At 32.4% G+C, this 24,771-nt stretch carries 27 protein-coding genes and 1 pseudogene; 9 read left to right on the plus strand and 19 right to left on the minus strand.

The window, feature by feature from the left end; translation table 11 throughout:
- Positions 1–21 precede the first annotated feature (21 nt).
- The 4 genes from ACXY7N_RS00665 to ACXY7N_RS00680 form a co-directional block, all read right to left on the minus strand.
- A complete protein-coding gene (locus ACXY7N_RS00665) occupies positions 22–750 on the minus strand; it encodes an alpha/beta fold hydrolase (RefSeq protein WP_016087913.1) in 729 nt (242 codons plus the stop codon).
- A 114-nt stretch (positions 751–864) separates the two neighbouring features.
- Positions 865–1,014, minus strand: coding sequence for an aspartyl-phosphate phosphatase Spo0E family protein (locus tag ACXY7N_RS00670; RefSeq protein ID WP_016087914.1), 150 nt, complete (start codon positions 1,012–1,014; stop codon positions 865–867).
- Between the two features lie 170 nt (positions 1,015–1,184).
- Positions 1,185–2,132 (minus strand): hypothetical protein, encoded by a 948-nt coding sequence (locus ACXY7N_RS00675; RefSeq protein ID WP_016134468.1) that lies wholly within the window; start codon positions 2,130–2,132, stop codon positions 1,185–1,187.
- 34 nt (positions 2,133–2,166) lie between these two features.
- Positions 2,167–2,760, minus strand: a complete 594-nt coding sequence (locus ACXY7N_RS00680; protein ID WP_454496942.1) for a helix-turn-helix domain-containing protein — start codon at positions 2,758–2,760, stop codon at positions 2,167–2,169.
- A gap of 138 nt (positions 2,761–2,898) precedes the next feature.
- On the opposite strand from ACXY7N_RS00680, the gene ACXY7N_RS00685 reads away from it, so the two are divergent.
- Positions 2,899–3,786, plus strand: coding sequence for a DMT family transporter (locus tag ACXY7N_RS00685; protein ID WP_098485715.1), 888 nt, complete (start codon positions 2,899–2,901; stop codon positions 3,784–3,786).
- A gap of 36 nt (positions 3,787–3,822) precedes the next feature.
- Here ACXY7N_RS00685 and ACXY7N_RS00690 read toward each other — a convergent pair whose 3' ends face one another.
- The 5 genes from ACXY7N_RS00690 to catA all read right to left on the minus strand — a co-directional run bounded on the left by ACXY7N_RS00690 (position 3,823) and on the right by catA (position 8,081).
- Positions 3,823–4,677: a DUF2935 domain-containing protein gene (locus ACXY7N_RS00690; RefSeq protein WP_488592296.1), complete on the minus strand. Its 855-nt coding sequence runs from the start codon at positions 4,675–4,677 to the stop codon at positions 3,823–3,825.
- 371 nt (positions 4,678–5,048) lie between these two features.
- On the minus strand, positions 5,049–5,561 hold the full coding sequence (locus ACXY7N_RS00695) for a GNAT family N-acetyltransferase (RefSeq protein WP_488592226.1): 513 nt from the start codon (positions 5,559–5,561) through the stop codon (positions 5,049–5,051).
- A gap of 161 nt (positions 5,562–5,722) precedes the next feature.
- Positions 5,723–6,649 carry a GNAT family N-acetyltransferase gene (locus tag ACXY7N_RS00700; protein WP_016087921.1) on the minus strand — a complete coding sequence of 309 codons (927 nt, stop codon included), beginning with the start codon at positions 6,647–6,649 and terminating at the stop codon, positions 5,723–5,725.
- A 55-nt stretch (positions 6,650–6,704) separates the two neighbouring features.
- Complete coding sequence (locus tag ACXY7N_RS00705) at positions 6,705–7,229, minus strand: GNAT family N-acetyltransferase (RefSeq protein WP_088084207.1); 525 nt, start codon at positions 7,227–7,229, stop codon at positions 6,705–6,707.
- Positions 7,230–7,436: 207 nt separating this feature from the next.
- The gene (gene catA / locus ACXY7N_RS00710) at positions 7,437–8,081 is read right to left on the minus strand and encodes a type A chloramphenicol O-acetyltransferase (protein WP_016134461.1); all 645 of its coding nucleotides are present in this window, start codon (positions 8,079–8,081) and stop codon (positions 7,437–7,439) included.
- Positions 8,082–8,279: 198 nt separating this feature from the next.
- Here catA and ACXY7N_RS00715 point away from each other — a divergent pair, with 198 nt between their 5' ends.
- The gene (locus ACXY7N_RS00715) at positions 8,280–8,462 is read left to right on the plus strand and encodes a DUF4021 family protein (RefSeq protein ID WP_016134460.1); all 183 of its coding nucleotides are present in this window, start codon (positions 8,280–8,282) and stop codon (positions 8,460–8,462) included.
- A 42-nt stretch (positions 8,463–8,504) separates the two neighbouring features.
- Here ACXY7N_RS00715 and ACXY7N_RS00720 read toward each other — a convergent pair whose 3' ends face one another.
- Positions 8,505–10,736, minus strand: coding sequence for an MMPL family transporter (locus ACXY7N_RS00720; RefSeq protein ID WP_088084208.1), 2,232 nt, complete (start codon positions 10,734–10,736; stop codon positions 8,505–8,507).
- A 122-nt stretch (positions 10,737–10,858) separates the two neighbouring features.
- Here ACXY7N_RS00720 and ACXY7N_RS00725 point away from each other — a divergent pair, with 122 nt between their 5' ends.
- Positions 10,859–11,482: a TetR/AcrR family transcriptional regulator gene (locus ACXY7N_RS00725; protein WP_016087927.1), complete on the plus strand. Its 624-nt coding sequence runs from the start codon at positions 10,859–10,861 to the stop codon at positions 11,480–11,482.
- A 131-nt stretch (positions 11,483–11,613) separates the two neighbouring features.
- Here the strand turns inward: ACXY7N_RS00725 and ACXY7N_RS00730 are convergent.
- Both ACXY7N_RS00730 and ACXY7N_RS00735 read right to left on the minus strand, forming a co-directional pair.
- Positions 11,614–11,793 (minus strand): annotated as a pseudogene (locus tag ACXY7N_RS00730) (hypothetical protein); the annotation flags it as partial.
- 66 nt (positions 11,794–11,859) lie between these two features.
- Positions 11,860–12,267: a GNAT family N-acetyltransferase gene (locus ACXY7N_RS00735; protein WP_488592227.1), complete on the minus strand. Its 408-nt coding sequence runs from the start codon at positions 12,265–12,267 to the stop codon at positions 11,860–11,862.
- A 531-nt stretch (positions 12,268–12,798) separates the two neighbouring features.
- On the opposite strand from ACXY7N_RS00735, the gene ACXY7N_RS00740 reads away from it, so the two are divergent.
- Together ACXY7N_RS00740 and ACXY7N_RS00745 are read left to right on the plus strand one after the other, a co-directional pair.
- A complete protein-coding gene (locus ACXY7N_RS00740; RefSeq protein ID WP_016134456.1) occupies positions 12,799–13,239 on the plus strand; it encodes a MarR family winged helix-turn-helix transcriptional regulator in 441 nt (146 codons plus the stop codon).
- 36 nt (positions 13,240–13,275) lie between these two features.
- On the plus strand, positions 13,276–14,097 hold the full coding sequence (locus ACXY7N_RS00745; protein ID WP_016134455.1) for a class I SAM-dependent methyltransferase: 822 nt from the start codon (positions 13,276–13,278) through the stop codon (positions 14,095–14,097).
- 255 nt (positions 14,098–14,352) lie between these two features.
- Here ACXY7N_RS00745 and ACXY7N_RS00750 read toward each other — a convergent pair whose 3' ends face one another.
- Both ACXY7N_RS00750 and ACXY7N_RS00755 read right to left on the minus strand, forming a co-directional pair.
- Positions 14,353–15,441, minus strand: a complete 1,089-nt coding sequence (locus tag ACXY7N_RS00750) for a hypothetical protein (protein WP_088084210.1) — start codon at positions 15,439–15,441, stop codon at positions 14,353–14,355.
- A 278-nt stretch (positions 15,442–15,719) separates the two neighbouring features.
- Complete coding sequence (locus ACXY7N_RS00755; protein WP_016087933.1) at positions 15,720–16,205, minus strand: DUF2798 domain-containing protein; 486 nt, start codon at positions 16,203–16,205, stop codon at positions 15,720–15,722.
- Between the two features lie 196 nt (positions 16,206–16,401).
- On the opposite strand from ACXY7N_RS00755, the gene ACXY7N_RS00760 reads away from it, so the two are divergent.
- Positions 16,402–17,004 carry a DUF2441 domain-containing protein gene (locus ACXY7N_RS00760; RefSeq protein ID WP_016134453.1) on the plus strand — a complete coding sequence of 201 codons (603 nt, stop codon included), beginning with the start codon at positions 16,402–16,404 and terminating at the stop codon, positions 17,002–17,004.
- Positions 17,005–17,037: 33 nt separating this feature from the next.
- Entirely contained in the window at positions 17,038–17,979 is a 942-nt protein-coding gene (locus ACXY7N_RS00765; protein ID WP_488592228.1) for a nucleoside hydrolase, read from the plus strand.
- A 156-nt stretch (positions 17,980–18,135) separates the two neighbouring features.
- Here ACXY7N_RS00765 and ACXY7N_RS00770 read toward each other — a convergent pair whose 3' ends face one another.
- From ACXY7N_RS00770 to ACXY7N_RS00785, 4 genes are all read right to left on the minus strand, one after another.
- Positions 18,136–19,002 (minus strand): MBL fold metallo-hydrolase, encoded by an 867-nt coding sequence (locus tag ACXY7N_RS00770; protein ID WP_016087936.1) that lies wholly within the window; start codon positions 19,000–19,002, stop codon positions 18,136–18,138.
- Between the two features lie 73 nt (positions 19,003–19,075).
- Positions 19,076–19,609, minus strand: a complete 534-nt coding sequence (locus ACXY7N_RS00775) for a DUF6843 domain-containing protein (protein ID WP_033659690.1) — start codon at positions 19,607–19,609, stop codon at positions 19,076–19,078.
- A complete protein-coding gene (locus ACXY7N_RS00780) occupies positions 19,602–20,231 on the minus strand; it encodes an immunity protein Imm33 domain-containing protein (RefSeq protein ID WP_016134450.1) in 630 nt (209 codons plus the stop codon). Before ACXY7N_RS00780 ends, ACXY7N_RS00775 begins: the two co-directional genes overlap by 8 nt.
- Positions 20,232–20,279: 48 nt before the next feature.
- A complete protein-coding gene (locus tag ACXY7N_RS00785; protein WP_488592229.1) occupies positions 20,280–21,068 on the minus strand; it encodes a class I SAM-dependent methyltransferase in 789 nt (262 codons plus the stop codon).
- A 134-nt stretch (positions 21,069–21,202) separates the two neighbouring features.
- Between ACXY7N_RS00785 and ACXY7N_RS00790 the strand changes: the two genes are divergently transcribed.
- Together ACXY7N_RS00790 and ACXY7N_RS00795 are read left to right on the plus strand one after the other, a co-directional pair.
- Positions 21,203–21,940, plus strand: coding sequence for a ZIP family metal transporter (locus ACXY7N_RS00790; protein WP_016087940.1), 738 nt, complete (start codon positions 21,203–21,205; stop codon positions 21,938–21,940).
- An 83-nt stretch (positions 21,941–22,023) separates the two neighbouring features.
- Positions 22,024–23,724, plus strand: a complete 1,701-nt coding sequence (locus ACXY7N_RS00795) for a pyruvate oxidase (protein ID WP_488592230.1) — start codon at positions 22,024–22,026, stop codon at positions 23,722–23,724.
- A gap of 45 nt (positions 23,725–23,769) precedes the next feature.
- Here the strand turns inward: ACXY7N_RS00795 and ACXY7N_RS00800 are convergent, their stop codons facing one another.
- Complete coding sequence (locus ACXY7N_RS00800; RefSeq protein ID WP_098485712.1) at positions 23,770–24,771, minus strand: ABC transporter permease subunit; 1,002 nt, start codon at positions 24,769–24,771, stop codon at positions 23,770–23,772.

Genomic DNA, 24,771 nt, shown 5'->3' on the forward strand with positions numbered 1-24,771 from the left:
TATTATTATACCCAAAAGTCCTTATATTCGACTAGCAGCTTGCGCATTCTGTAAGAATTTAGACAATATATTCGAATATATTCCCGGTTGATCATTATGCACTAAATGACCGGCAAACGGAATAACGGCGATATGGATATTGTCGTTTAATTGTTTGAACGTTGTAGCAGCTATAACTTCATCTTCTGAATCTCCCCCAGCAATACAAAGTGTAGGTATTTGAAGATTCGCTACGTCACCAGTTTCATCAAATGGGTACCATTCTTTAACTTGCCACGATTCAAGCAATGCTTTCCAATCACTTTTTTCATGAATTTGATTCATATAGGTTACAACTTCTTCATTCCCCATTAATTGTCGATGACAATTTGCTTCATACTCCTGAGACTCCTCCCAATTTTCTCTCTTAAGCGGAAAGATACCTGAAAAAGTTAATGTTCTCACTTTATCTGGATATTTTTTTGCAAATAATAAAGCAACTAATCCTCCTAGCGAAACACCAGCTATATGACATCTATCAATTTGTAAATGCTCTAACGTATCATGTAAATCCCTTACAGAACGTAGGAAATATTTCTCCAATGTCCCTCCTGATCTTCCATGCCCTCTTAAATCAGGGCGAATGACTTGATAATTTAGTTCTCGAAAAAATGCTACCTGCTCTTCATATTCTACTAAACCTGTCATACCACCAGAATGTAAAAGTACGATTGGTTCCCCTTCGCCTGAAATGTGCGTATATAATTTCATATTTCCCCCTCCTTCAAAACGGAATATTCTATCAATTATTAGTATATAGAATTTACATCTGAATTTCCAAATAAAAAAGAACTATAACACTTTCACATCATGTCATAGTTCTTCCTATTTTAAAAACATAAAGTAATTAATCAATTTGTCTATTTCTTGACTTAAAGCCAATACTTTTTCATGTTGAATTCCATAATCCGATACTAAAAATAAAAGTTCTTCTTTCTTTATTTCAATTGCTTTTTCCAATTTCACTAATTCCATGTCGTTTTACTTCTCTCTCCAATACTAAAATGTATGTATTTTAGTATAGCCTATTTACATAATTAGTAAAAGTGAAATGCGTATGCAAAATCTTACATATTTTTAAAAATAATATCCTATCAACAAAGAAATTTTAAATTTAGCTTCTTTATACCGATCGTTAGACTTCATTACGTTTTAATAACAAATCGAAATTTCTCTAGTGTTATATCTTTATATTCTGGAGCTCTCTTTATATGATCAAAATAACTATATGAGAATTTAAAGACATGTCCGAAATCCCAATCAAATGCATTATAGTCTTTTAGCCAAAATTGTTTTTCTGTTGGTAATACATGAGCACGATTAGTTTCGATTAAAGGTAAACAATCTATCGGTGAGTGTATAGTTATTTCAGCATTTGGCGGAAGATTTTGACTAGCACGTAACACGTATACTAGTTTTAACAGTGGACGTACCCCTCGATGGAATATATCTCTATGCCCTAAGTCATACATAATATTAATTGCATGAGAAAAAGTAAGTAAATAACCTATTAAATCATGGTGCGATTCCGCTCTATAAATAATATTAAATTGCGAGAGCTCGTTTAAAATAAATTTAGATAATTGCTTCGGATTTCTTAATTCACTTTCTATCTCATCTTTTATACTTAATTTTTTTACTTCCTTCGTCGTAAAACCAATCCACGATCTGCCAGGAATTGTTTTTTGAAACGATAATATAAGGTTAATAATCCCTTCAATTGCTTGATTATCGCCCCATTTTTGTAACTCTTTCATAGCTAATAAACTTAATGCAGCATAAATGACATTATGTCCGACCCAATGAAGTTCATCAATTGTATGTTCCAATGATTTTAGAATCATTTTTTCAGCACTTTGAAAATCAATTTCTTTTTTATTATCGATGATTTCACCTAAGTTTTTCTTGTTCAACATCAGTTTTATTTGAGAATACATACTACGAATTATTTCTTCTCCCACATTGTTATCTTTCATGAAAAAATAACTAGCAATTGCAGCTGCTCCGAAATGTGCATGCCAAATATCATTTGTTTCTTTTTTACATTGAGAAATAATTGAAAGGCCACCTTTTAAAACAGTTTTATTTTCCATGTTTTTATCCCCCGTAATAAAAATCACTTTATACTCATCCTAAAGATGGCGTCAATACAAATAAAATATGATTGGATTCATCACTTTTATTCAAAAAACGATGTTTCACATTTGGCGGAATACGTACAACATCACCTTCTTCTAAAAAATATTCTTTTCCTTCTAACTCCACATACACTTCTCCTTTCATGACAACAGCAATCTCTTCTTTATCTTCATGTGAATAGTGGCTTTCCGTTGTGTTTGCCTGTTTATTTAAATCCATCATTAGCATCTCAATACGTGCTTTCATGAAATCGGGTGTTAATACATCATATACAATGTGATCATTGTTTTCCCGATATACTTTTTTTCGATCTTTTTTCTTAGAAATGAGTGAATCTGTATCAATCTCATTAATAAAAAGTGTAAATAGCGGTACATTTAATGCTTTCGCAATTAATTCCAATACGCTTAAAGAAGGATTCGCATATCCTCGTTCAATTTGACTAATTAGTGAAGTACTAATCCCTGCATAATCAGCAAATTCACGAATTGTTATATTATTTTTCTTACGATAACTTAATACAGTTTGTCCGAGTCTATCATGTATCATAGTAAAAACTTCCTTTCGTCCATCATATTGCATGTTTCATTGTCTTTGTGCTGACATACTAAACAAAGGCAAATAATCCTTTCCTATCGTCTCTGGGACTTATATACTTACCTTTGTACATTATATCGTACTTAGTTCATTATAATTAACATTATATCGGAGGGACAAACTGTGAAATCACCTATTCTTTCATATTGCATCTTATTTTTCGGCGTATTCGCCCTATCAACTTCAGCAATTTTTGTAAAATTGGCAGATGCTCCTGCGGCTATCATTGCTTTTTACCGTTTATTCTTTGCTACACTGATTCTGTTACCGTTATTACTATTTAATAAAAATAATCGAAACGAGCTAAAAACAGTAACAAGAAGACAATGGGGATTCGGATTCATATCCGGGCTATTATTAGCTGCACATTATGTACTATGGTTTGAATCGTTACAATATACTTCTGTAGCAAGCTCCACAGTTATCGTAACATTACAACCTTTATTCTCAATGATTGGTGGTCATTTTTTATTCAAGGAGCGGTTTACGAAAGGAGCGGTTATCGGTTGCCTCATCGCTATTTCAGGAAGTATCGTCATTGGATGGCAAGACTTGCAAATTAGCGGAGAAGCTTTATACGGGGATATTTTAGCGCTTATTGCGGCAGGAATTATTACCGGTTACTTTTTCATTAGTCAACATGTTCGTAAAGATTTATCACTTATACCGTATTCGGTAATTAGTTATGGAAGTAGTGCCTGTTTTCTTGGTATGTTTGCTTACATGCAACACGAATCTTTCATTCACTACTCTACACAAACTTGGGTGTGCTTTATTGGATTAGCGTTTATTGCAACGATTTTAGGACAAACAATTTTTAATTGGTTATTAAAATGGATGAGTGCTACTGTAATCTCTATGAGCATTTTAGGAGAAACGATTGGAACTTGTATACTAGCGTACTTTATTTTAAATGAGACCATTTCTTTACAACAAGGACTAGGTATTACAGTTATTTTTATTGGTTTAGCATTATTTTTATTACAACCAAAACTACCGAATCACAACTAACAAATAAAAAAGCATGACATTGATTTGTCATGCTTTTTATTGCTGTGTTGATTGCTCCATCTGTTTTAGTTTCAATCTTTGTTCTAAAGCATGAATCATAAAAAGGAAATGTTCCGCTTCTCTTGTAACGTGATCAGCCAAAAGAGGATTAATGACATTTCGAATTTGGCACGTTTGAATTAGTTCTAATCCTGCTTTTTTGAAACTCCTTAACTCCACTGTGGCGTTTTCACTATCTTTATTCATTTTCCTAATAATCGGATAGGTCGGTTCTTTTTTGTATAGCATAGATTCAACATCTCTAGCTTCGTTTAATAACACTTCAAAATCATCCCCGAACTTCAATGCTGTATGAACTAGGTTTCTCTCCGATTGATCCAATAACGAGGCAATAAAACGGGAATGCTCCATCATAATCCGTAACCAAAACACATTCTCACTTATAATCGCATCTTGGATAGGATCCATTTTCCCCTCATTAAACTTTTGAAGTGTGCGCATAAAATATTCCGCTTCCCGAGCAACATGATCTACTAAAAGAGGAAAATTAAAGCCTTTCACCTTACAATTAATAATTAAAATAAGTAAATTTCTTTTATAATTACGAAAAGCGTATACAAGCTGAATACTTTCTTCATTTAATTGCCTAACCGCTTGAACCGTTTGCGGAATCGTAAACGCTTTTTGCAAATGTCTATCAAACAAATTATAAAATTGATCTACCTGCTGAATTAAATTTTTATCGTTACGATTAAATCCTTCGCCAAGAAATAAAGCATGCTCTTTCATTATACGTAACCAAAATCTATTTTCTGTTAAAGATCGTTCAATAAATAATTGCTCAGTTAAGGATTCAGATGGAGCCCCCTTTAATTCTGGTGGCAACAACATAGCACGCTGTTCATCCAATAGGTTGCTCTGTCGACAATCCAATCACTCCTTATTCCTTGAATGCATTCATATGCTACGTATAGAAATATATATAATTCAAATTTACTTATATGATATAGTGAGTTTTTCAAGGTGTTATAAATTTAAACCAATGCATAATATCATCTCAAGCTACTTTTGACTAATTCAGTACAAAGTATAAAAATCCAACTCATTTTAATTTTTCTTCCTGAAATAAATTCTATTAAGTAATATGCATTTCATTCTAAGATAATGCCTAACGTTTGTACTATTAATAGTTGCTCGTACTTCTTATAACATAAAAAGCATGGCGACAATTCACCATGCTTTTTTATATTAATCCAATATATTTATTTATCGTGTAAGATTAAACCATCAGGTCTAAAACGACTCATCATAATTTCATTTATAAACTTTCCATGAGCTTTTAAATTCCCTATCTTTATTCCTTCTTCTATAAATCCAAATTTTTCATATAGAGCTTTCGCTTTCGGATTCGTTTCTAATACACCAAGTTCCACTCTTTCTAGCATTAACCAATTATCTGCCAAATCAAGCATTTTTGTAAGAAGTGCTTTACCAATACCTTTATTATGATATTCACTGTCTACGCCGATAAATAAATCACCTGAATGTGATCTTCTTCCTGGACTTTGTGTTAAGCCAACAAAACCTACTACTTCTCCATCATACTCTGCAACAAATTCAAATTGATTTGGTGCTAAGTTTCGAATTCTATTTTCCATAGCGTCTACACGCATGCTAGGTAAAAAAACCATACAAGGTAAAACATCCTCCTGTATACAAATGCGATGAATTGCTCTAGCATCTTGTATTTCTACTGCTCTAACTGTGATCCCCATCTTTCGCCCCTCCATATTCATAACAGTACATTGAATATTCTAGATCCCTTCATTAAATCCCTTTTATCCGTATTTCTTTATGTTATTTTTACACAATTATTTCGGTATAATGTTTATTTTATAAACAACTAACCTACTAAACCTCACTTAATTATTGCAAGTTAACTTTTCACCTTATTATATAACTCAAGCATATTTTCAATTGGAATACCATTTATTTTCATACCGGTTACATCACAATTTTCTATTTCAATATTTTTCAAATTACTATTACGTACTGTACTACCTTCCAAATCACAGTTATCGAATAAAATAGGTTCCTTCTCATCTCCAAGACTTGTACCTTTAAATTGAACTCCACCTAAAGTCACCAAATTAAATTTACTGCCAGAAAGATTTAAATCTGAATAAGAAGAACTTCTAAAATTTATATTTCTAAACTTTGATTGACTTACATTACAATTGCTTATATTAATATTCATTATATTGCTATTAACAAATAAACTTTTTTTAAAATTTACTTGATAATACTCTGTATTTGCTAAATTACAGTTTTCGTATTGATAATTTTTCAAATCTTCATTTTCAACTAATATATCTTCGGTTGAGGCTGAATTTATTCTTTTTGCGTAACAATACTCATCTTCCGATTTAAAAATTATTTCATAGCCCATTTTTTTATAAAAATGGTGATTATTAATTTGTCTACTAGATGTTTCGAGATCCCAAATCTTTATGTTCGGATATTCTTTTTCTATTAATTTAATAACATGTGATCCAATTCCTTTTCCTTGATACACAGGATCTACAAAAATACGATCAATTCGACCGTACGACTTACCAGAAATCGTAACTATTATTCCTCCGACTATTTCTTTATCCATTACAATTTTGAAAGAATCCAATTCTTCGATGGAATATTTCATCATTTCAACTGAAGAATATCCTGGTGGTTGGATGTTATAGTCAATAACATCATCTTGGCCGTATAACCATTGTTTTGCTTCTGCATCAAATGTTTTTTTCATTATTTCTGTTAATTTCTCAGCATCCAAAATTGTAGATTTTTCTATAGATATTATCGTCATTTTTGTTTTCCCCTCCATTGTTACAAACCGACAACTTTTTTAAATAACATAATTATCAATTCACTTTTGCTTTTAATGCTTTCCCCATTATTACATATGGAACATCATTTTTACTTGGAAGAAATGGCTCCAATACATCTATCCAATCCAACCTTTCATATAACGAACGTGCTTTTTCATTGTTGATTTGTGTTGTTAAAACACTCGTTCTATTTGAAATCCCTTCTAGTAATTCATTATGTAAGCTCGTTCCAAGACCTTCATTTTGATATTGTGGATGAACTGCTAACTCTACAAATTCAAAACAATCTTGTAACCACTCGTCTACTTGCTCTAGATTTAACACTGCTCTCATTAATTGATTATAGTACTGTCCCTCCATTGAGCGATAACCATAAGTAAAACCAACTACTTCATTTTCATCATTTATTGCTACTATACCTTTAAAATCTGTATATTCTATATGTCTTTTCATTCTTTCGATTATTTCATTGAAATTTGTTTTCTCAAATGCTTTACAATACAATTTTGCCATATTCTCAATTAGGATCTCATCTTTTTCAATACTTACGAATTTCACTTTACTTCCCCCCTATTAAAACATTTATAGCTTTAATAAATCACAAAATAAAGAAAATTAAATCAACAACTCTCTTTACTATTAAACTACAAATCAATCTATATTTTCCACTGTTACTTAGTAGTAATGAAAAAAAAGAGACCATGCAATATAAACATGTTCTCTTCTTTTATTCATTTTCAATTGTGTATAATTAAAAATTAGATATTACTTAAGGTTGCAACTATTACTTAACTCCTGTAAATCTTCTATAAATCGACTCGCATGATATCCATCACAAACCGAATGGTGTACTTGCAATGAAACTGGTAGCATAACCTTATTTTCTTCATTAAAATATTTCCCGCAAGTTATAATTGGTAATAGAAAATCAGCATCATTATTAATATTAAGATTAAATCCAGTAAAACTAGTCCAAGGTATGCTAGAGATTGGAAAAGCATTTGGTGGAATATTCTCTTTCGTGAAGAGACCATGAACATTAGCATAGCATCTCATATCTTCTTCATAATTTTTATAGAAAATGTGGAAATCACTTGAATAATCCGTCCATATACTTGAAAAAGACTTATCATCTTTATGGAAGATTGTATAACTTGGTGTCATTTCCTCCCAATAGCCTAAAACTCCTTCATCGTTAAAACATGTTCGAAATTCTTTATGATTATTTACTACTTTAGAAATTAAATAAATAAAAACGGGATAAAATTTTATTCCCTTTTGATGTAATTCCTCTAATAACATCGTGATATCAACATTCACAGTCATACTAAACGTACATTTCAACTTTAAATAATGTTCAAAATACTGCTCTCTATTCCAATTTTCTCTGTCAATTATATGAAATCTCATTTTAATAGCCTCCTAAAATTTTATTTTATTTTAGAAGGCTAACTTTCTTGTTTTCACCATACCTGTTCACTCCTTACAGTTTAAATCTATCTTCAAGTTTTATTTAATTATATAACATCTGCAAAAATCCATTCACATATTTCTTGGAATCCAACCACATACTATTAATAAATCAACTGATGTTTGGAGGATGCATACATGAATAACAAAAATGAAAATAAAAAAGAAAATGTTACTGAAAACGCTACACTTATTCAAAATAATAATACTGCAAACCTTAATATCGAAGAACAAGCAATGAACGGATTATATGGAATGCCAGAAACAGCTATTGAAGATGCTGATCATGCTGTAACTGATGATTTGACTTCAAAAGATTAATTACATGGAAAAAGCCAAGGGAAATATCCTTGGCTTTCTTAACTATGCATCCACTTTTTGTATCTCTTCACTCTTTCTCGAAAGTTTCCCTGGCCAAAAAGCAAACCTTCCTAAAACAACTGTGATTGCTGGTACAAGTAATGGTCTAACAATAAAGGTATCTAGTAATACACCAATTGCTGTTACAATACCAAATTGAACAAGAACTTGAATTGGAAGTGTACCTAACACCGCAAATGTTCCTGCTAAAATTAAACCTGCTGATGTAATGACACTACCTGTTTGTATAACGCCATTTTTTACAGCATCCAGGTGATTTTGCGTCTTTCTGTTTTTCCATATTTCAGAAACCATAAAGATATTATAATCTTCACCTAATGCTACTAAAAATACGAATGCGTATAACGGTATCGCCCCTTGTATCGCTGGAGCCCCCATACCGAAATGAAGTAATATCCATCCTGCTCCTAGTGCCGAGAAGAATGATAAAACAACAGTTACAATTAAATAAATCATCGCGACAATAGATCGTAAGTAAACAAGTAATAATAAAGCTATAATACTAATCATTACTGGAATAATAACTGCTTCATCACGTTCCGTAATTTGCTTTGTATCATATAATGACGCCGTTTCTCCACCAATCCACAATTGATCTTCAACATTACTAATCCCAGCACCCTTTAATACTTTTTCTACACTACTTTTCAATTTAGGGATTTGATCTAACGCTTCAATTGAGTATGGATTTTCCGCTAAAGAAACTTCATACATTTGTATTTGCTTATTTTCTTTTCCCTCTTTTGGCTCTTTCACTGTATTTACAAAAGAAAATTTCTCTAGTTCTTGTTTAATAGGAAGCTCTTTTCCTTTCGTATCAACAACAACTTTTACTGGTGCTAGTTCACCAGCTGAAAAATGATCACTAATTAACGTAAACCCTTCACGGGAAGGCATATCTTTTGGAAACGATTCTAATAGGTCATATGTGTATTGTATACGTGGTACGAATGAAGCCAATCCGCCTAATACAAACACAGTTAGCATAATTATTGTCCACGGTCTTCTTACTACAATATCTCCAAGTTTTTTACTAAAGGCGCCTTTTGATCTTTTAACTTTTACTACTTTCTTTTTCTTTTTTGCAAATTCTTCATTCATTGAAGTTGTTCTCGGTATAAACGGGAAGAATGCAGCTCTACCGAAAATTAATAAAAATGCAGGAAGAATTGTTAAAGCAGCGATTCCCATTATGAATACAGCAACACTAAATGGTACTGCAAATCGATGAAAGGCACCATAATGAGCAAGTAATAATGTTCCTAATCCAAGTACTACCGTTAATGCACTCATTATAATTGCCCCGCCAGATGCTTTAATCGCAAGTTGCAATGCTTTATATTTACTTTCTTCCTCTAGTAAGTACTCTCTATATCTCGAAATTAAAAATAGACAATAGTCCGTTCCAGCACCAAACAATAATACTGTCATGATTGAAATCGCTTGGGCATCTACTTTAATCCATCCATGATCAGCTAAAAAACCAAGTGTAGGACTAATAATACCGTATGCAAATCCCACAACAAGTATAGGTAAAATTGCTAAAATTGGTGAACGGTACAGTAAAATTAATAAAACCAATACTAGTAATACCGTAGCCACTAATAATTTCACATCTGCTTGACTAAATAAACTAACTGCATCCGTTTGAATACCTACAGGTCCAGACAATCGGACATGTAAACCAGAGTCACTTATTTTTTGTTTGAATGGATCTTCATCCACTTTACTATTTACTATCTTTCTTAAATCTTCAAGATTTCCTTTTAATATATCTGTACCAGCTGATTTATTAAAAAATACTGGTGTGACAAATGATGTACCATCTTTTGATGCACTTTTTGATAATACTTGTTCCGGTATTGTATCAAATGGTGGTAACGTTGATTGTTCCTTTAAAGGACTAGCCTTTAATTCTTTATAAACGTCTTGTATGAGTTTATAATCCTGTGACTGTAATCCACCATCTCTATGCCATACTACAAGCAACGGATTCCCTGCATTATTAGGGAATTCTTTTTTCATCATTGCTTCCGCTTGCTGCGACATAGCTGTTTCAGGTAAATTTTTCGGATTCGGTTCTTTCGTGCTATTTACTTGTGGCAACGTAAATGAAAGTACTAATGTAATAAGAATCCAAACCGATAAAGTTATCCATTGCGTATTCTTCCCTGCTACAAGCCTCCCTAGCATATGTAACGGGTGCTTTTTCATAAAAAACCCACCTTCCTTTTTTCCTCCACTATTAATTATATATACTGGACGGTTAATTAATCAAGAATGATTAAAAATTATGTTATAATTATTTTAAGAATACATGTCAGGAGCGAATAGATTTGGCACAAAAACAACGTCCTCTCGGAAGGCCTCGTCAAAATAAAAATACAAAATCTACAAAAGAAACCATTTTGGAAGTTGCAACTCGGTTATTTCTTACCCAAAATTATCAAGTTGTTTCCATGGATGAAGTCGCAAAAGTTTGTGGTGTTACGAAAGCAACCGTCTACTATTACTACTCAACAAAAGCGGATTTATTTACCGCTACTATGATCCAAATGATGGTGCGTATACGAGAGAATATGTCTCAAATTCTCTCTGCAAATAAGACTTTAAAAGAAAGGTTATTAGACTTCGCTAAAGTTTACTTACACGCAACGATGGATATTGATATGAAAAATTTTATGAAAGATGCAAAACTGTCGTTATCTGAAGAGCAATTGAAAGAATTAAAAGAGGCTGAAGATAATATGTATGAAGTGCTAGAAAAAGCACTCGATAATGCGATGCAAATCGGAGAAATCCCGAAAGGAAACGCTAAATTTGCTGCTCATGCATTCGTATCTTTATTATCAATTGGGAATTTTAAAGATGAAAATCACAATCCTATTCTTGCAAATATAGATGAATTAGCACAAGAAATCGTTTCTTTTTATTGGAACGGGTTAGATCATTCATATTAAATAGATTACCTTTAATAAAAGAGCATGTTTAATTTTTTTTCAAACATGCTCTTTTATAATTTAAGTGTTTTATTTATATATCAACAATTAGATTACACTGTGGCGCCCATTAATAAAAAATTATTGTCTTCAACTTTTAGCTTACCAGATGATACGCCAACTCTCTCCATCTCTACTTGTATATCTTCAAATTGTCCAGGGAAACCAGTATCTATTAAAACTGCCATTTTATCATCCCATAAAAGAATTGGATGAATAATAAATTCTTGAAATTCAAGTTGTAACATTTCTACCCCTTTAGCTATCTCCATATAGCCAGTCTCTTTTATGATGAAGTTTGAAAATATGCACAAGTACACCGATAATATAAAGCCACACTATCTTTTAATATGTTTTGTCATTCCAATTGAAAATGCCTCAAATCCTATAGATTCATAGTAAGATTGCAAATTTTCTGCGCACATAAGTTGGGGAATAACCTTGTTGTGTTCACAATGCTGGATTAATCGTTTCATTATTTCTTTCCCGATGCCACTTGACTGATACTTTGGCAATACGCCTACTCCACAAATTATGCCTGTAATTACTCCATCTGATAAAACACGCCCCATCCCTACTAACTTCTTATCATCAAAAGCATAAATTGCATACCCACTTTGTTTACACATTTGCTCCAATTCATTAACCGTTAATTTAAGAGAATTCCATCCTAAAGATTCGTATAAGGCTAATAATCCATTGAAATCTGTTGGATGTTCCATTTTGTAATTTATACTATTATTCATATGAATACTCCTTATTCTCTCGTTTGTGTGTATTTCATAAAATTACCCTTAATATGAAATTAACTTAAACAAACTTCCATAAGAACAATATAATTCCTTCTCAACATAAAATAAAAAGAAGTTAACCTCATCTTAGTTAACTTCTTTTATAAAAACTATCATTATATTATCAACCAAAAATCATACAGCTACAGACGATAAGAACAAACAAAACTAATAAACCATTTGAGAAATAACCCATAGAATACTACCCCTTTATTTAATTATGTAAAAGATTTTATCATAAAATTTTTTACAACATAATAACTGAAAAAGACATTGCATGCATCAGTTATTTGTATTTAGTAATATTTTATTTCCGTTCATATTCTTCTCCCCTAAAAGCACCTCTTTTACCCTTCTATTTCAGTTCGTATAGTACCAAAAACATTATTATAGTAAATATTAATTTACTATAATAAATTAAATGATTTGATTAACCATTAAAATAGTAATAAAATATTTACTAAATACATAAAGGAAGCGAAAACTATGACCCAAAACGAATTATTAAACGAATACATGAATTTGTTATTAAATATGTCAGGTACTTTCAAATTATTATCAGAGAAATCCTCTGAATTTACACATTTAGAGCAACACGTAGTTGAGTATATCGCACAACAAAAGGTTCCTGTAAATTTAAAAATGATTGCTAGTTATTTAAACATACCTAAACAACAATTAAGTGTAACAGTTCGTAATTTAGAACTAAACGGATATATTATAAAAAAACAAGATACGGTAGACAAAAGAGCTGTACTCATTTCTCTGACAGAAAAAGCTGAAAAGGTACATTATGAGAGATGGAAACAAATATATAATACTTTCACTCATAATCTTGAAAAACTAAGTGAAGACGATCAACGTGATTTAACTTACGGATTGTATAAAACAAATAAAATGCTCTCAAAAATGTTAAGTAACGATTAAGAATAAAAGTAACTTTTATTAAACGGAGGAAGTTTCATGGTCAAAGAAATAGATATACATTCAGTACAAGGTACAATGCTTATTCCGCTATGGGGACGTGCGTTTGGCAGTGAGAAAAATAAAGATATTTTAGATGATACTGAGGCTATTCGTATTATTAAAGAATGTGATTTTAACTTCTCCTCAATTGCAAATACATTTGGTGAATACGGATGCATCACATACATTACTCGCGCACGAAAAATTGATGATACTATAAAAAAATTTATTATAAAACATCCAAATGCTACTATTGTAAATATCGGTTCCGGACTAGATACTACTTTTTCTAGAATTGATAACGGTACGATACATTGGTATAACCTTGATTTGCCTGATGCAATCTCTTTTCGCAAAACTTTAATTGAAGATACACCGAGGAATACTAGTATAGCTAAATCATTTTTTGATATCTCTTGGTTTGACGATATAAAATATAATCCAAACGACGGTATTCTATTTATTTCAGCAGGTGTATTCTATTACTTTAAAGAAGAAGATTTAAAAAAGATCGTAGTCGCCATGTCAAAACGTTTCCCTGGAGGCGAGTTATACTTTGATGCTGAATCAAAATTTGCACTGAATCTTTCAAATGCTACAGTAAAAAAATCTGGTAATAATGGCGCTCTAATGTATTTTTATATAAATAATCCAAAGACACTAGAAAAATGGTCTTCAAACATAAAAGTATTAAGCTGCTCCCCTTTCTTTAAAAATATATCTATAAATAAAGATTGGGATGGAAGTACGCGTATTATGATATGTATTGTAAACTTAATAAAGATGTTGAAGTTTGTTCATTTACAGTTCAAAAAATAATAAATAAAGAAGATCTCAATACATTTATATTTAGGTCATAGTTGTTAAACTTAATAAAATCAAAGACAGGAACATATTTGATATGTACAATATGTTCCTGTCTTTTTACTATGGGCTACCGGTACATAGTCATCTAGCTAAGATTTTGAAGTACTTCAAAATCAAAAATTTCATCTCATCACAGTTTCCTATGAGAATTCAGTGGACAGCTTATTTACATAATTCTCGTTGCCGGAAGTCAATGTTTCTGCGAATTTATAAAGTTCTAGCGCTATTTTCAATCAATTTCTCCAATTCTTTTAAATACGTTTCCATTCTCTGTTTTAGAATATCCTTATTTCCCATTTGCTGTTCAACCTTATAACTTAAATCCTCTTGTTTTAACAGCAAATAATGTTCATGAATTTCTAATAAGATCCACAACAAATATTCATCCATTAGTCTTTTATATAGAGAGTGGTCATCACCTACATATGCTTTAATAAAGCCCTCTGCTATGCTGTTTAATACGTCTACACTGCTTTCATAACCCCTATCTATGTATCTTGGAGCGTTGGAATAAGAAGGAAGAAGAAGTTTATAACAAAAGTAAAAATAACCAGCATACTTTATATCAAAATCTAATCTAGGATATGGATCAATAACGGAAACATTATCCTGGTGAAATACTATATTCTCAGGGGTAACATCTTGATTAACCAAAGATATCTTTTGTATCCTTTTTCTTCGGATAGAAATGATATTCTGTATTTTTAATTCAACCTTTTTTCGATTGAATGTTAACTCTGAGTTACTTAGCTTTTCTAATGCTTTAAGATAATAGTCATTGTCTTGCTCCCATTTTTCTTGAATATCTAATGCTTCCTTACCCTCTATAGTATTTTCGTTCCATACTAAATTTCCATACCCCTTCAGCATAGTATCCCTATCGTGCATCCCTTTGTAAAATTCGCCTAACAACTGCCCTAAGTATAATGATTTATTATAGCCTAAGCTATGTAACGGTAAACTACTTCCCATAAAGCTTTCTACATTAAATACTATTTCTTCATCAATAAAATAATTAAATTCGGTGGGGCATATTCTCCAAATACATTTGTTGGCTTGATTATAATATGTTTTAGATGATTCATATTCTGTAAGAAGGTGTTGTCTAGTGTAAGTTTGAAGCTGGTTATATGCTTTCTCTTTTTTAATCCTTATGACAAAATCTTGATTTGAAAATGTTTTTATTCTATAAACTTCATGCCATGCACCTTCTCCAATATGTATGAATTCTTTCAAATCATTTATCATTAATTGTTTTAAAATGTAATCAACTTCTTTGTTAGTTAACTTTTGCATACGGTATTTTCACCCCCCAGATAATTTTCCAAATAATTCAATTTTATCATAACTTCAATTTCTTCGTATGTATATAATCTAATCATTAATACTTTTCCCTTTTGAATTTTCCAGCCTATTATCCCTTTAATATTCTGATTGAAAAATTACTAAAACAACAAAAAAACAAATGTCACATCAATATGAAAATAATTAAAACTGGACATGAAAAACACACCTCAATAAATCTGAGGTGCATTTAGCTGTTCCATCCATATATAAACATTTACAAATAAAAGCTACGCTACATTAACAGTTTTATTCTTCATAACAAACTTTCCAAATAAAAAACGCACAAGCGGCCCCATAATAATTAATTGCAATGGATACGCCATAATGAAATTTTTAATGAAAATCGAAAAATAAATGGAAACGAATGATTCACCATGTAATCCATTATGCAAATACATCATAGCCATTCCGTAAAAAGACATAAAGAAAACCATTCCGATTACCATAGCTGTCGCCATTGCAATAATAACATTTACTTTTTTCGATTTATCAAACGGTAATGCAAATACAATTTTTTTCGCACAAGGTCCAACGATACATATTTCAATTAATAATGCAATAATGAATCCAATTACTAGTTCTAATGCGATCTCCTTAATATGAATTGGTCCTCCTGCTCCATTCAGTAATACATTATAAAACGTCATTACAATAACCATCCCGAGGCACATCATCATACCGAATTGGAGGCTTTCCTTTCTTGTTGTTGGCAATTTCTATCATCCTTTCTGTTTAAGTCTTTGTCATTATATCGATTGTGTAAACCTCTTCGTAAGTGAACATTTTGTGAACAAATTTAAAGCGTTATCATATATTCTCTTTTTTACTTTTAGAGGTTTAATATATAACAATGTTGAATTATTAAATTTAACTTTGCAATACATGATAATTACTACTAGGAGGATACCCATGAATGCACAAGAATTTTACGCATATCATATCGTGACAAATAAAAAAATGAATATCGGACAAATCATTCATTTCGATAAAAATCAAACTAATACTCTATTTCATTTCTTTTTTGAAAGAAAACATTTAAATTCTAGCGGTGAAGATTCTATGCAAATTTTAAAAGAACACTATACAAATGAAGAATTACATATAAAAAATGAAAATGCTAAAATAGTTATGAATTATATGGATCAAACAATTAGAGCGGTTAGAGAAACGATTGTAGAAATGGTAAGACTACAAGAATTCCCTGAATACCCTTCAAGATTATCTTGTTTATATGCTGCAAGGAGCTATGAAAATGCTTTAAAATGGAAAGCATTATTTGATTCTTACAATCGAGAAGTTTTGCAGATTGTTAAACTACGAGTGATCGGTAATTCTTTTGAAGGTGACGGAGCTCTTTTACCGAAAGAAGATGGTATTCCTTTTTCTCAAAAAATTGAACAAGCTAGAGAATATTGGAAAGGAAATGTGAATAACGAACTCTCTGAGTTACTCATTAATGGCGAAATTGAAGTGGTGGAAATTATTGATGACTTTTCCTCAATTCATGTTTAATTTCTAACTAAATCATATAGGATGGAGATTACAATGATGAAAAAAGTGTACTTCAATCATGATGGTGGTGTAGATGATTTAATTTCACTATTTTTATTACTTCAGATGGATAATGTTAAACTTACCGGTGTTTCAGTTATCCCTGCAGATTGCTATTTGGAACCAGCAATGTCTGCAAGTCGCAAAATTATTGATCGCTTCAGCAAAGGAAATATTGAAGTATCCGCATCCAACTCCCGTGCAAAAAATCCATTTCCAAAAGACTGGCGGATGCATGCATTTTATGTAGATGCTTTACCAATTTTAAATGAGTCTGGAAAAGTTGTAACACCCGTAGCAGCAAAACCTGCCCATCATCATTTAATTGAAACCCTACTACAAACTGAAGCGAAAACAACTTTATTATTTACAGGTCCTCTTACCGATTTAGCGCGTGCACTATATGAAGCACCTGTAATCGAAAAAAGAATTGAGCGTCTTATTTGGATGGGAGGGACATTTCGTACTGCCGGCAATGTACATGAGCCAGAACATGATGGAACAGGTGAGTGGAATTCGTTCTGGGATCCTGAAGCAGTAGCTCGTGTATGGGAATCAAAAATTGAAATCGACTTAGTGACACTAGAAAGTACTAACCAAGTTCCATTAACTATAGACATACGTGAACGTTGGGCAAAAGAGCGAAAATATATTGGTATTGATTTCCTTGGTCAATGCTATGCGATGGTTCCTCCCCTCGTTCATTTCTCAACGAACTCTACTTACTATTTATGGGATGTATTAACTGCTGCACTTGTCGGAAAAACTAGCCTTGCAAAATCTCAAACGATTAATAGTATCGTTCATACATATGGACCAAGCCAAGGACGTACAGAGGAAACTGCTGATGGACGGCCGGTAAATGTAGTATATGATGTAAACCACAATGAGTTTTTCGACTATATAACTGGGTTAGCAAAGAAAGTCTCTAATTAAAAACTTATCTATATGGAAAACCCAAAAATGATGTAGCTTCAGATGGTACAGTAAAAATAATTAGAAATTGGTTGGAACTTAATATTAAAAAGAGTATTGAAAGTTAATTCAATACTCTTTTTGTGCAGTTTAATGTTATCTGATTAAAGTTGCGTTTTATAGATTCACCATTTCATAACCATTTACAAAAAACGTTATTGTTTCTAGTTCATCTTCATTTAATTCTCTATCTACGTCTCGTTTATACGCTGCCTTTATGTTCTCTTCATCGCCTTTATGAGCTTCTGTATATGTTCCTACTGTTTTCAGCAAATGCATTTCTTGTAAAAACTCATCCCGATTTATAGCTGTCCCATGAGAAAGAATATATGTCTCAGCATCAAATTTCTCTAATTCATCTATTAATTTAGACGTTCGTTTCGTCGTATAGTTCCACTTCGAAGAAAAAATATCTGCATATATACAGTCTCCTAAAAACAATATCTTCTCTTCTTTTATATACATAACAACAGAGTCATGTGCATGATCTCCGCCTATATGTTTTAACACGCATGTCACTTCACCAAGATCTAATTCAAGTTGATCCTGGAACGTTAAGGTCGGAGGAATAATTTTAATATTTCTTTGTTCTTCACTGAACTCTTTTTTGATACAATCTGCACAAAATTCTATTTCAGTACCCTCTTTTACGCGTGCGTCCAATGCTTCATCTGTCCATTCATAAGATACTAGTTTCTGCATCTCTTTTTTCGTTTCAGTATGCGCAATAGTTAATGCATTTTGTAGTACAGGCAATCCAAAAATATGATCCCAATGCCAATGTGTTAGTGCTACGAGATCAGGATTTGATACGTTTTGTTCTTTTAGCATTTCTAAAAATAATTGTGCATGTGCTTCTGAATTCCCCGCATCAATCATTAAAGTTTTTTCTTGTCCAACGACCATTCCTAATATAGGTCTATCTGTTTCAGAAACAGGTGTCATATACCAAAATGAGTTTCCTATTTTTTTAATTTGTTGCATAATTAGTTCCTCCATTTACTACTATTCTCTGCAATTTATACTACTTATGAATTTCTTCCATCTAACATACTAACTATTTCCCTTTATTCATATACTGTTCTTGTACATGCTGCATTAAATCTCTCATCTTCTTTTCAGCAGGATGCTCTTGGTTCTCTGGTACCTCTCTACCATTTGCCGAAAATTCTTTAGAACATGCTGTACGAGTTACTTCTAAGTTTGCAAGTGGAAATTCCCACGAATTTTCGGTTCTACTTCCAGTTGAAGCAAGGCGTATACAGCTAGAATCAAGCTTCGTACGCCCCCCTTCTTTATTTACTGTATAATATAAATCGTTCACTGTACCATATTTCATATCTTTTGTAGATGTAACAGCAGTACCGTCAGCTGCGAAAGTGACAACACTAAACTCTTCTTCTTTTGGTAACAATTCAGCACCAGGTACGTTATATAAAACAATTAAATCCCCTTCATATTCTTCAGGAATTACGTAAATTGTATCTGTAGTTTCTTTACCAAAACTGATACATCCACTTAAAAATAACGTTAATATGATTCCGAAACAAAATGTACTTTTCTTTACAACATAGTACATTCTCCTATCCATCTAAATATGCATTCCAATCATAGTCTTTAATTTTATAGAATCTACCTTCATCATTTCTTTCATATGCACATAAAGGTGGTTCCTCAAGAAAGTTTAAAATAGAATCATCTATATTCAAAATGACTCCAATTGAAATAATTTGAAAGTTTTTAGGATTATTGACATAGTCATCACTTTCATAGCCACTTAAAATTGACCAACCTGGATCGCCCTCTGCTGTTGGATTATCTCTAAGCATAAAGTTAAATTCTCTTTTTTCAAGTACATCATCACTAACAATTACCTTCGTATCAAAATAAAAATCCCAATCACTTGAAGCTGGATCATCATATTCCGTATCACATATATTTTCGATTCCAAATGAAATTTTATCACCTATTTTTAAATCTAAACGATACGGATCATTGTCCAGTTCCCCTACAAACTTCTTCTCATTTCTTTCAGTGATTACTACCCACATTCTTTCGCCATGAAACCCATCTTCTTCCTCATTTTTAGATACAAAAATTAGCTTCACCAAATCTCCAACCTTTAATTTCTCCAACACTTCTGAGCTAGGTAGATAGAAAGTATATGGTGCTCCTTTATTTAATTCATAAACATTATCTAAGTACCAAGACATCTTTTTCTCTCCTTAAAAGCTTTTTACACTCATATTTTTAAAATAACACTATTTTTTCTTCCGGCAAACTACTACCATAGAATAGCAGTCTTCCCCTAACTCATTTCCTTCCCAATCATTATATATATGTAATAATTCAAAACCATTCGCTACTAATAATCTTTCTAACTCCTGCGGATACGTATAGCGAAGATCAATTGTTGTTTTCATTTCCTCTACTATCACATCATCCTCATAAAACCTTCTTGCTGTTATATAGTGCTGTATTTGCTGAATTGAATCGTATGTCATTTCAGTATATAAATCACATTTTCTTCCCTTTTCATCACTAATAGTTGTCCAGTATTCTTCTGTAAATGGTTGTATTAATTCTTCTTTAGAAGGAAAACGTGTATCAAATATAAATATACCATTGTCAGCTAACACATGATGTATAGATGTTAATAACTTATTTTGATCTGTATTCGTAAGAAAATGCTGAAATCCATGGCCAACCATAAATGCTAACGGAATCATTTCATCAATGCTTAATTGTAAACAGTCTTGTTGTAACCATTTAACCTTATTACAATTCTTAGCTTTTTTCTTTGCTTCAGCAAGCATCCCTTCATGTATATCTACACCAATCATTTGATACCCGTTTTCTATAAAGGGAATTGTAACTCTTCCTGTTCCACAAGCAATATCTAGAATCCATTCATTTTGTATATTTAGTCTTTGTGCCCATGATAGTAAAAACGGAAAATCTGACAAACTTTTATTTTCTACATCATATCGTTTTGGATTTTCATATTCAGATAGACTCCATTTTGTTTGCAAACTTATTCCCCATTTCATATTTCCACTTAATTTTATATATAAATTATAACGAATTATTAGTTTTTTCTCTATAATCAAACACAATTACTTGGACTAATCTAACTTTCCTTTTCGTAAGCTAAAAATAAGTGGAAGAATCGGAGTGTGATACTATGGAACGATTATGGATTCCAATGATTGTTACGTTTTTTTCATTCGGTGGATTACTATTAGGCGGTGCTGTTGGCATTGCTACTCGCCAGCTAATTGAAGAAAAAATGCATCGTTTATACGCCTTATGTGGCGGAATTTTGCTCGGTCTATTATCCCTTGAAATTATTCCTGAAACCTTTACAAGCTATGAAATAATTGGGCCTATACTTGGTATAGCTATTGGTATTTTAGTTATGAGCTTATTAGATAACTATTGTCATCATCCAACGATACATAAAAAAGATCAACAAGCATGGCAAACTTTCCTTTTTCTTTCTTTTGCTATATTTATTCATAATTTGCCGAGTGGCTTTGCTTTAGGTACAGCTTTTATTAATCATGCTGACTCTGCCATTCCTTTTTTAATAGCAATTGTAGTTCATCATATTCCAGAAGGATTAGCTTTAATTATCCCCTTTCTCTTTACAAAGCATAAATATATTTCATTTTTATTAACAACTCTATTACTTTCTCTTATTCTCGGTACTGGTACTGTTTTTGGTATTTTGATGGAAGGAAAAGCCCTACATTTACAAGGGCTGATTATGGGGAGTGCTATCGGTTCACTTGGCTATGTAACAATTCATGAAATGCTTTGGAAAGCTAAGAAACAGCTCTCTTCCCTTTCATTTTTAACATGGGCAACTAGTGGATTTTTACTAATAACAGTATTTACACTATTTACTGGTCATCATTAAAACTAATATATTTTATCATTTGTATATTTTTCCTTTTTCTTCAAAACATAATAGTATCTACCTACTTATAAGGAGGAAAAATTATGTTTGGAAAAACAGCCGGTGAAGCACTAGTTGACCTATTAATTGACTGGGGAGTAGAACACATATACGGAATGCCTGGAGATTCCATCAATTCTATTATTGAAGCTTTAAGAAAAAAACAAGATAAAATCAAATTCATTCAAGTTCGCCATGAAGAAGCTGGTGCATTAGCAGCAGCTGCCTATGCTAAGTTAACTGGAAAACTCGGCGTTTGTATGGCAATCGCAGGGCCCGGTGCTATTCATTTATTAAATGGTTTATATGATGCCAAACTCGATAAAGCCCCTGTTCTAGCAATTTCAGGCCAAGTAGAAACAGATTTACTCGGTACGGATTTTTTCCAAGAAGTAAACTTAGAAAGATTGTTCGATGATGTCGCGGTTTATAACCAGCGCATTATGTCAGCAGAACAGCTACCTGCTGTCGTAAATCAAGCGATTCGAATGGCTTATACGAAAAAAGGCGTATCTGTTCTTACAATTCCAGATGATGTTCCGAAATTCGAAGTAAAAAGTGGTGCTCGTGTTACAAATACTTCTTTTACATTACCTGAGTTATTTCCGCAAGAGGAAGATTTACATGCTGCCAAACTCGCAATAAATGAAGCGAAAAAGCCTGTTATTTTAGCTGGAAAAGGTGCGAAACATGCGAGAGAATCCTTACTTTCATTTGCAGAACATATTGGTGCTCCAATCGTACTTACATTACCAGCTAAAGGAATTATCCCTGATGAACATCCACTTTGTATTGGTGGATTAGGATTAATTGGAACGAAACCTTCTTATGATGCAATGAAACATGCGGATACTTTAATTATGGTTGGTACTTCTTATCCGTTCACTGGTTTCTTACCTGAAAAAGCAAAAACAATCCATATCGATACAGATCCTGCCCAAATCGGAAAACGTTATGCCACAGATATCGGCTTAGCCGGTGATGCTGATAAAACATTAAAATGGTTAATTGAAAATGTAGAAAAACACGAGGACCATTCCTTCTTAGAGCATCATCAAGAAATGATGAAAAAGTGGGAGGAAAAATTACACGATCAAGAAGACGATACTTCTACTCCAATTAAGCCACAACGTGTTATGCATGCACTGCAACAAGTAGCTCATGATGATGCAATATTATCAGTCGATGTCGGAAATGTAACAGTATGGACAGCAAGGCACTTCCGTATGACAAACCAGCAATTTATTATTTCTAGTTGGCTCGCAACTCTTGGCTGCGGTTTACCTGGAGCACTTGCTGGAAAAATTGCTTTCCCGGATAAACAAGTGTTTGCAGTTTGTGGTGACGGTGGTTTTGGAATGACAATGAACGACTTCGTAACAGCTGTTAAATATAAACTATCAATCGTTGTTGTCGTTTTAAATAATAATAAAATCGCCATGATTAAATTTGAACAAGAAGTTATGGGTAATATCGAATTTGGTACAGACTTAACAAACCCTGATTTCGCAAAATACGCAGAGGCGTGCGGAGGTATTGGATACCGCGTTGAAAATTTAGATGAACTACTTCCTGCTTTCGAAAGTGCGGTAAAACAAAATAAACCATGTATTATCGATGTAGTTGTAGATGCAAATGAAGCACCAATGCCAGCAAAAATCACATTTGGTCAAGCAGCTGGTTATACGAAACATATGATAAAAGAATTATTTGAAGAAGGTAAGATTGATTTACCACCACTATAAACAAAAAAAGATAGCTGAAAACAATTTGTCTTCAGCTATCTTACTTTATTTTTGTATCTCTTTATAGAATGAAAAATCATTCAAAGTATGTTGTAATTGTTTCTCTTCCTTCATTTCTTTATCTTTGCTCCTAGGCATTCTTACATTTCCTAGTTTAATCGCATCTTGCATACTATTACTAACTAGATTTCCCGCTAAAATTGTCATGCTATAAAAAGTAATTGGTATAAGTACAATCCATGTATGTGTAGTTAAATGGCGGAAGTTTTGACCAATTAGGCCAGTCCATTCCTTTGTTACACTATCTGCATCTAATCCAAATAATATTGTTCCTCCAAAAAACAACTTAAGTAATCCAAGATGCAAAAGAAGTAATAGTACACTTACAAATTGTTGAGCTACTAATAAAAGAAATGATGGTAACATATGCGGCCATATATGGCGCTTCAACCTATGCCACTTACTTCCGCCGAGCACAGTAGCTGCCAACATAAATTCTTCTTTCTTAATACGCTTTACTTCTTGCGCTACATACAACATAACCGTCGGTACAGCAAGACATACAAGAACTATAATTTGAAATGCCACACGCAAATATAACGGCACAACTTCTGCTCCACTACCAAACGTTAAAACTTCATTTAACATAAAATAAGAAATCATAACCATCGGTACAATACTAAAAGGATCAAAAAAGGATGAAATAACTGGAAAAGAACGTTTACCATACATACCAAGAAGTAAACCAATTCCCCCTCCAACTATAACTCGTAAAATCGCTATAATTATACTCGCTCCAACTGTCCATTTCGCTCCTTCTATTATTAACTGGAAAAGGTCGCGTCCTTTCTCATCACTTCCGAACCAAAATTTACTCGACGGTGAAAACGGAGCAGCCTCTAGTTCTCCTTTTTCGTTATACATCATCGTTAGTTCGCGAATATTCCCGTCGAAAAACAACGTATTCCCAATACTAACAACCATAAGTACACTTAAAAAAGTAACACCGATCCAAAATCTTACATCTCTTTTTGCAATTCCCCACAT

This window comes from Bacillus sp. 5w2, from assembly GCF_054353775.1.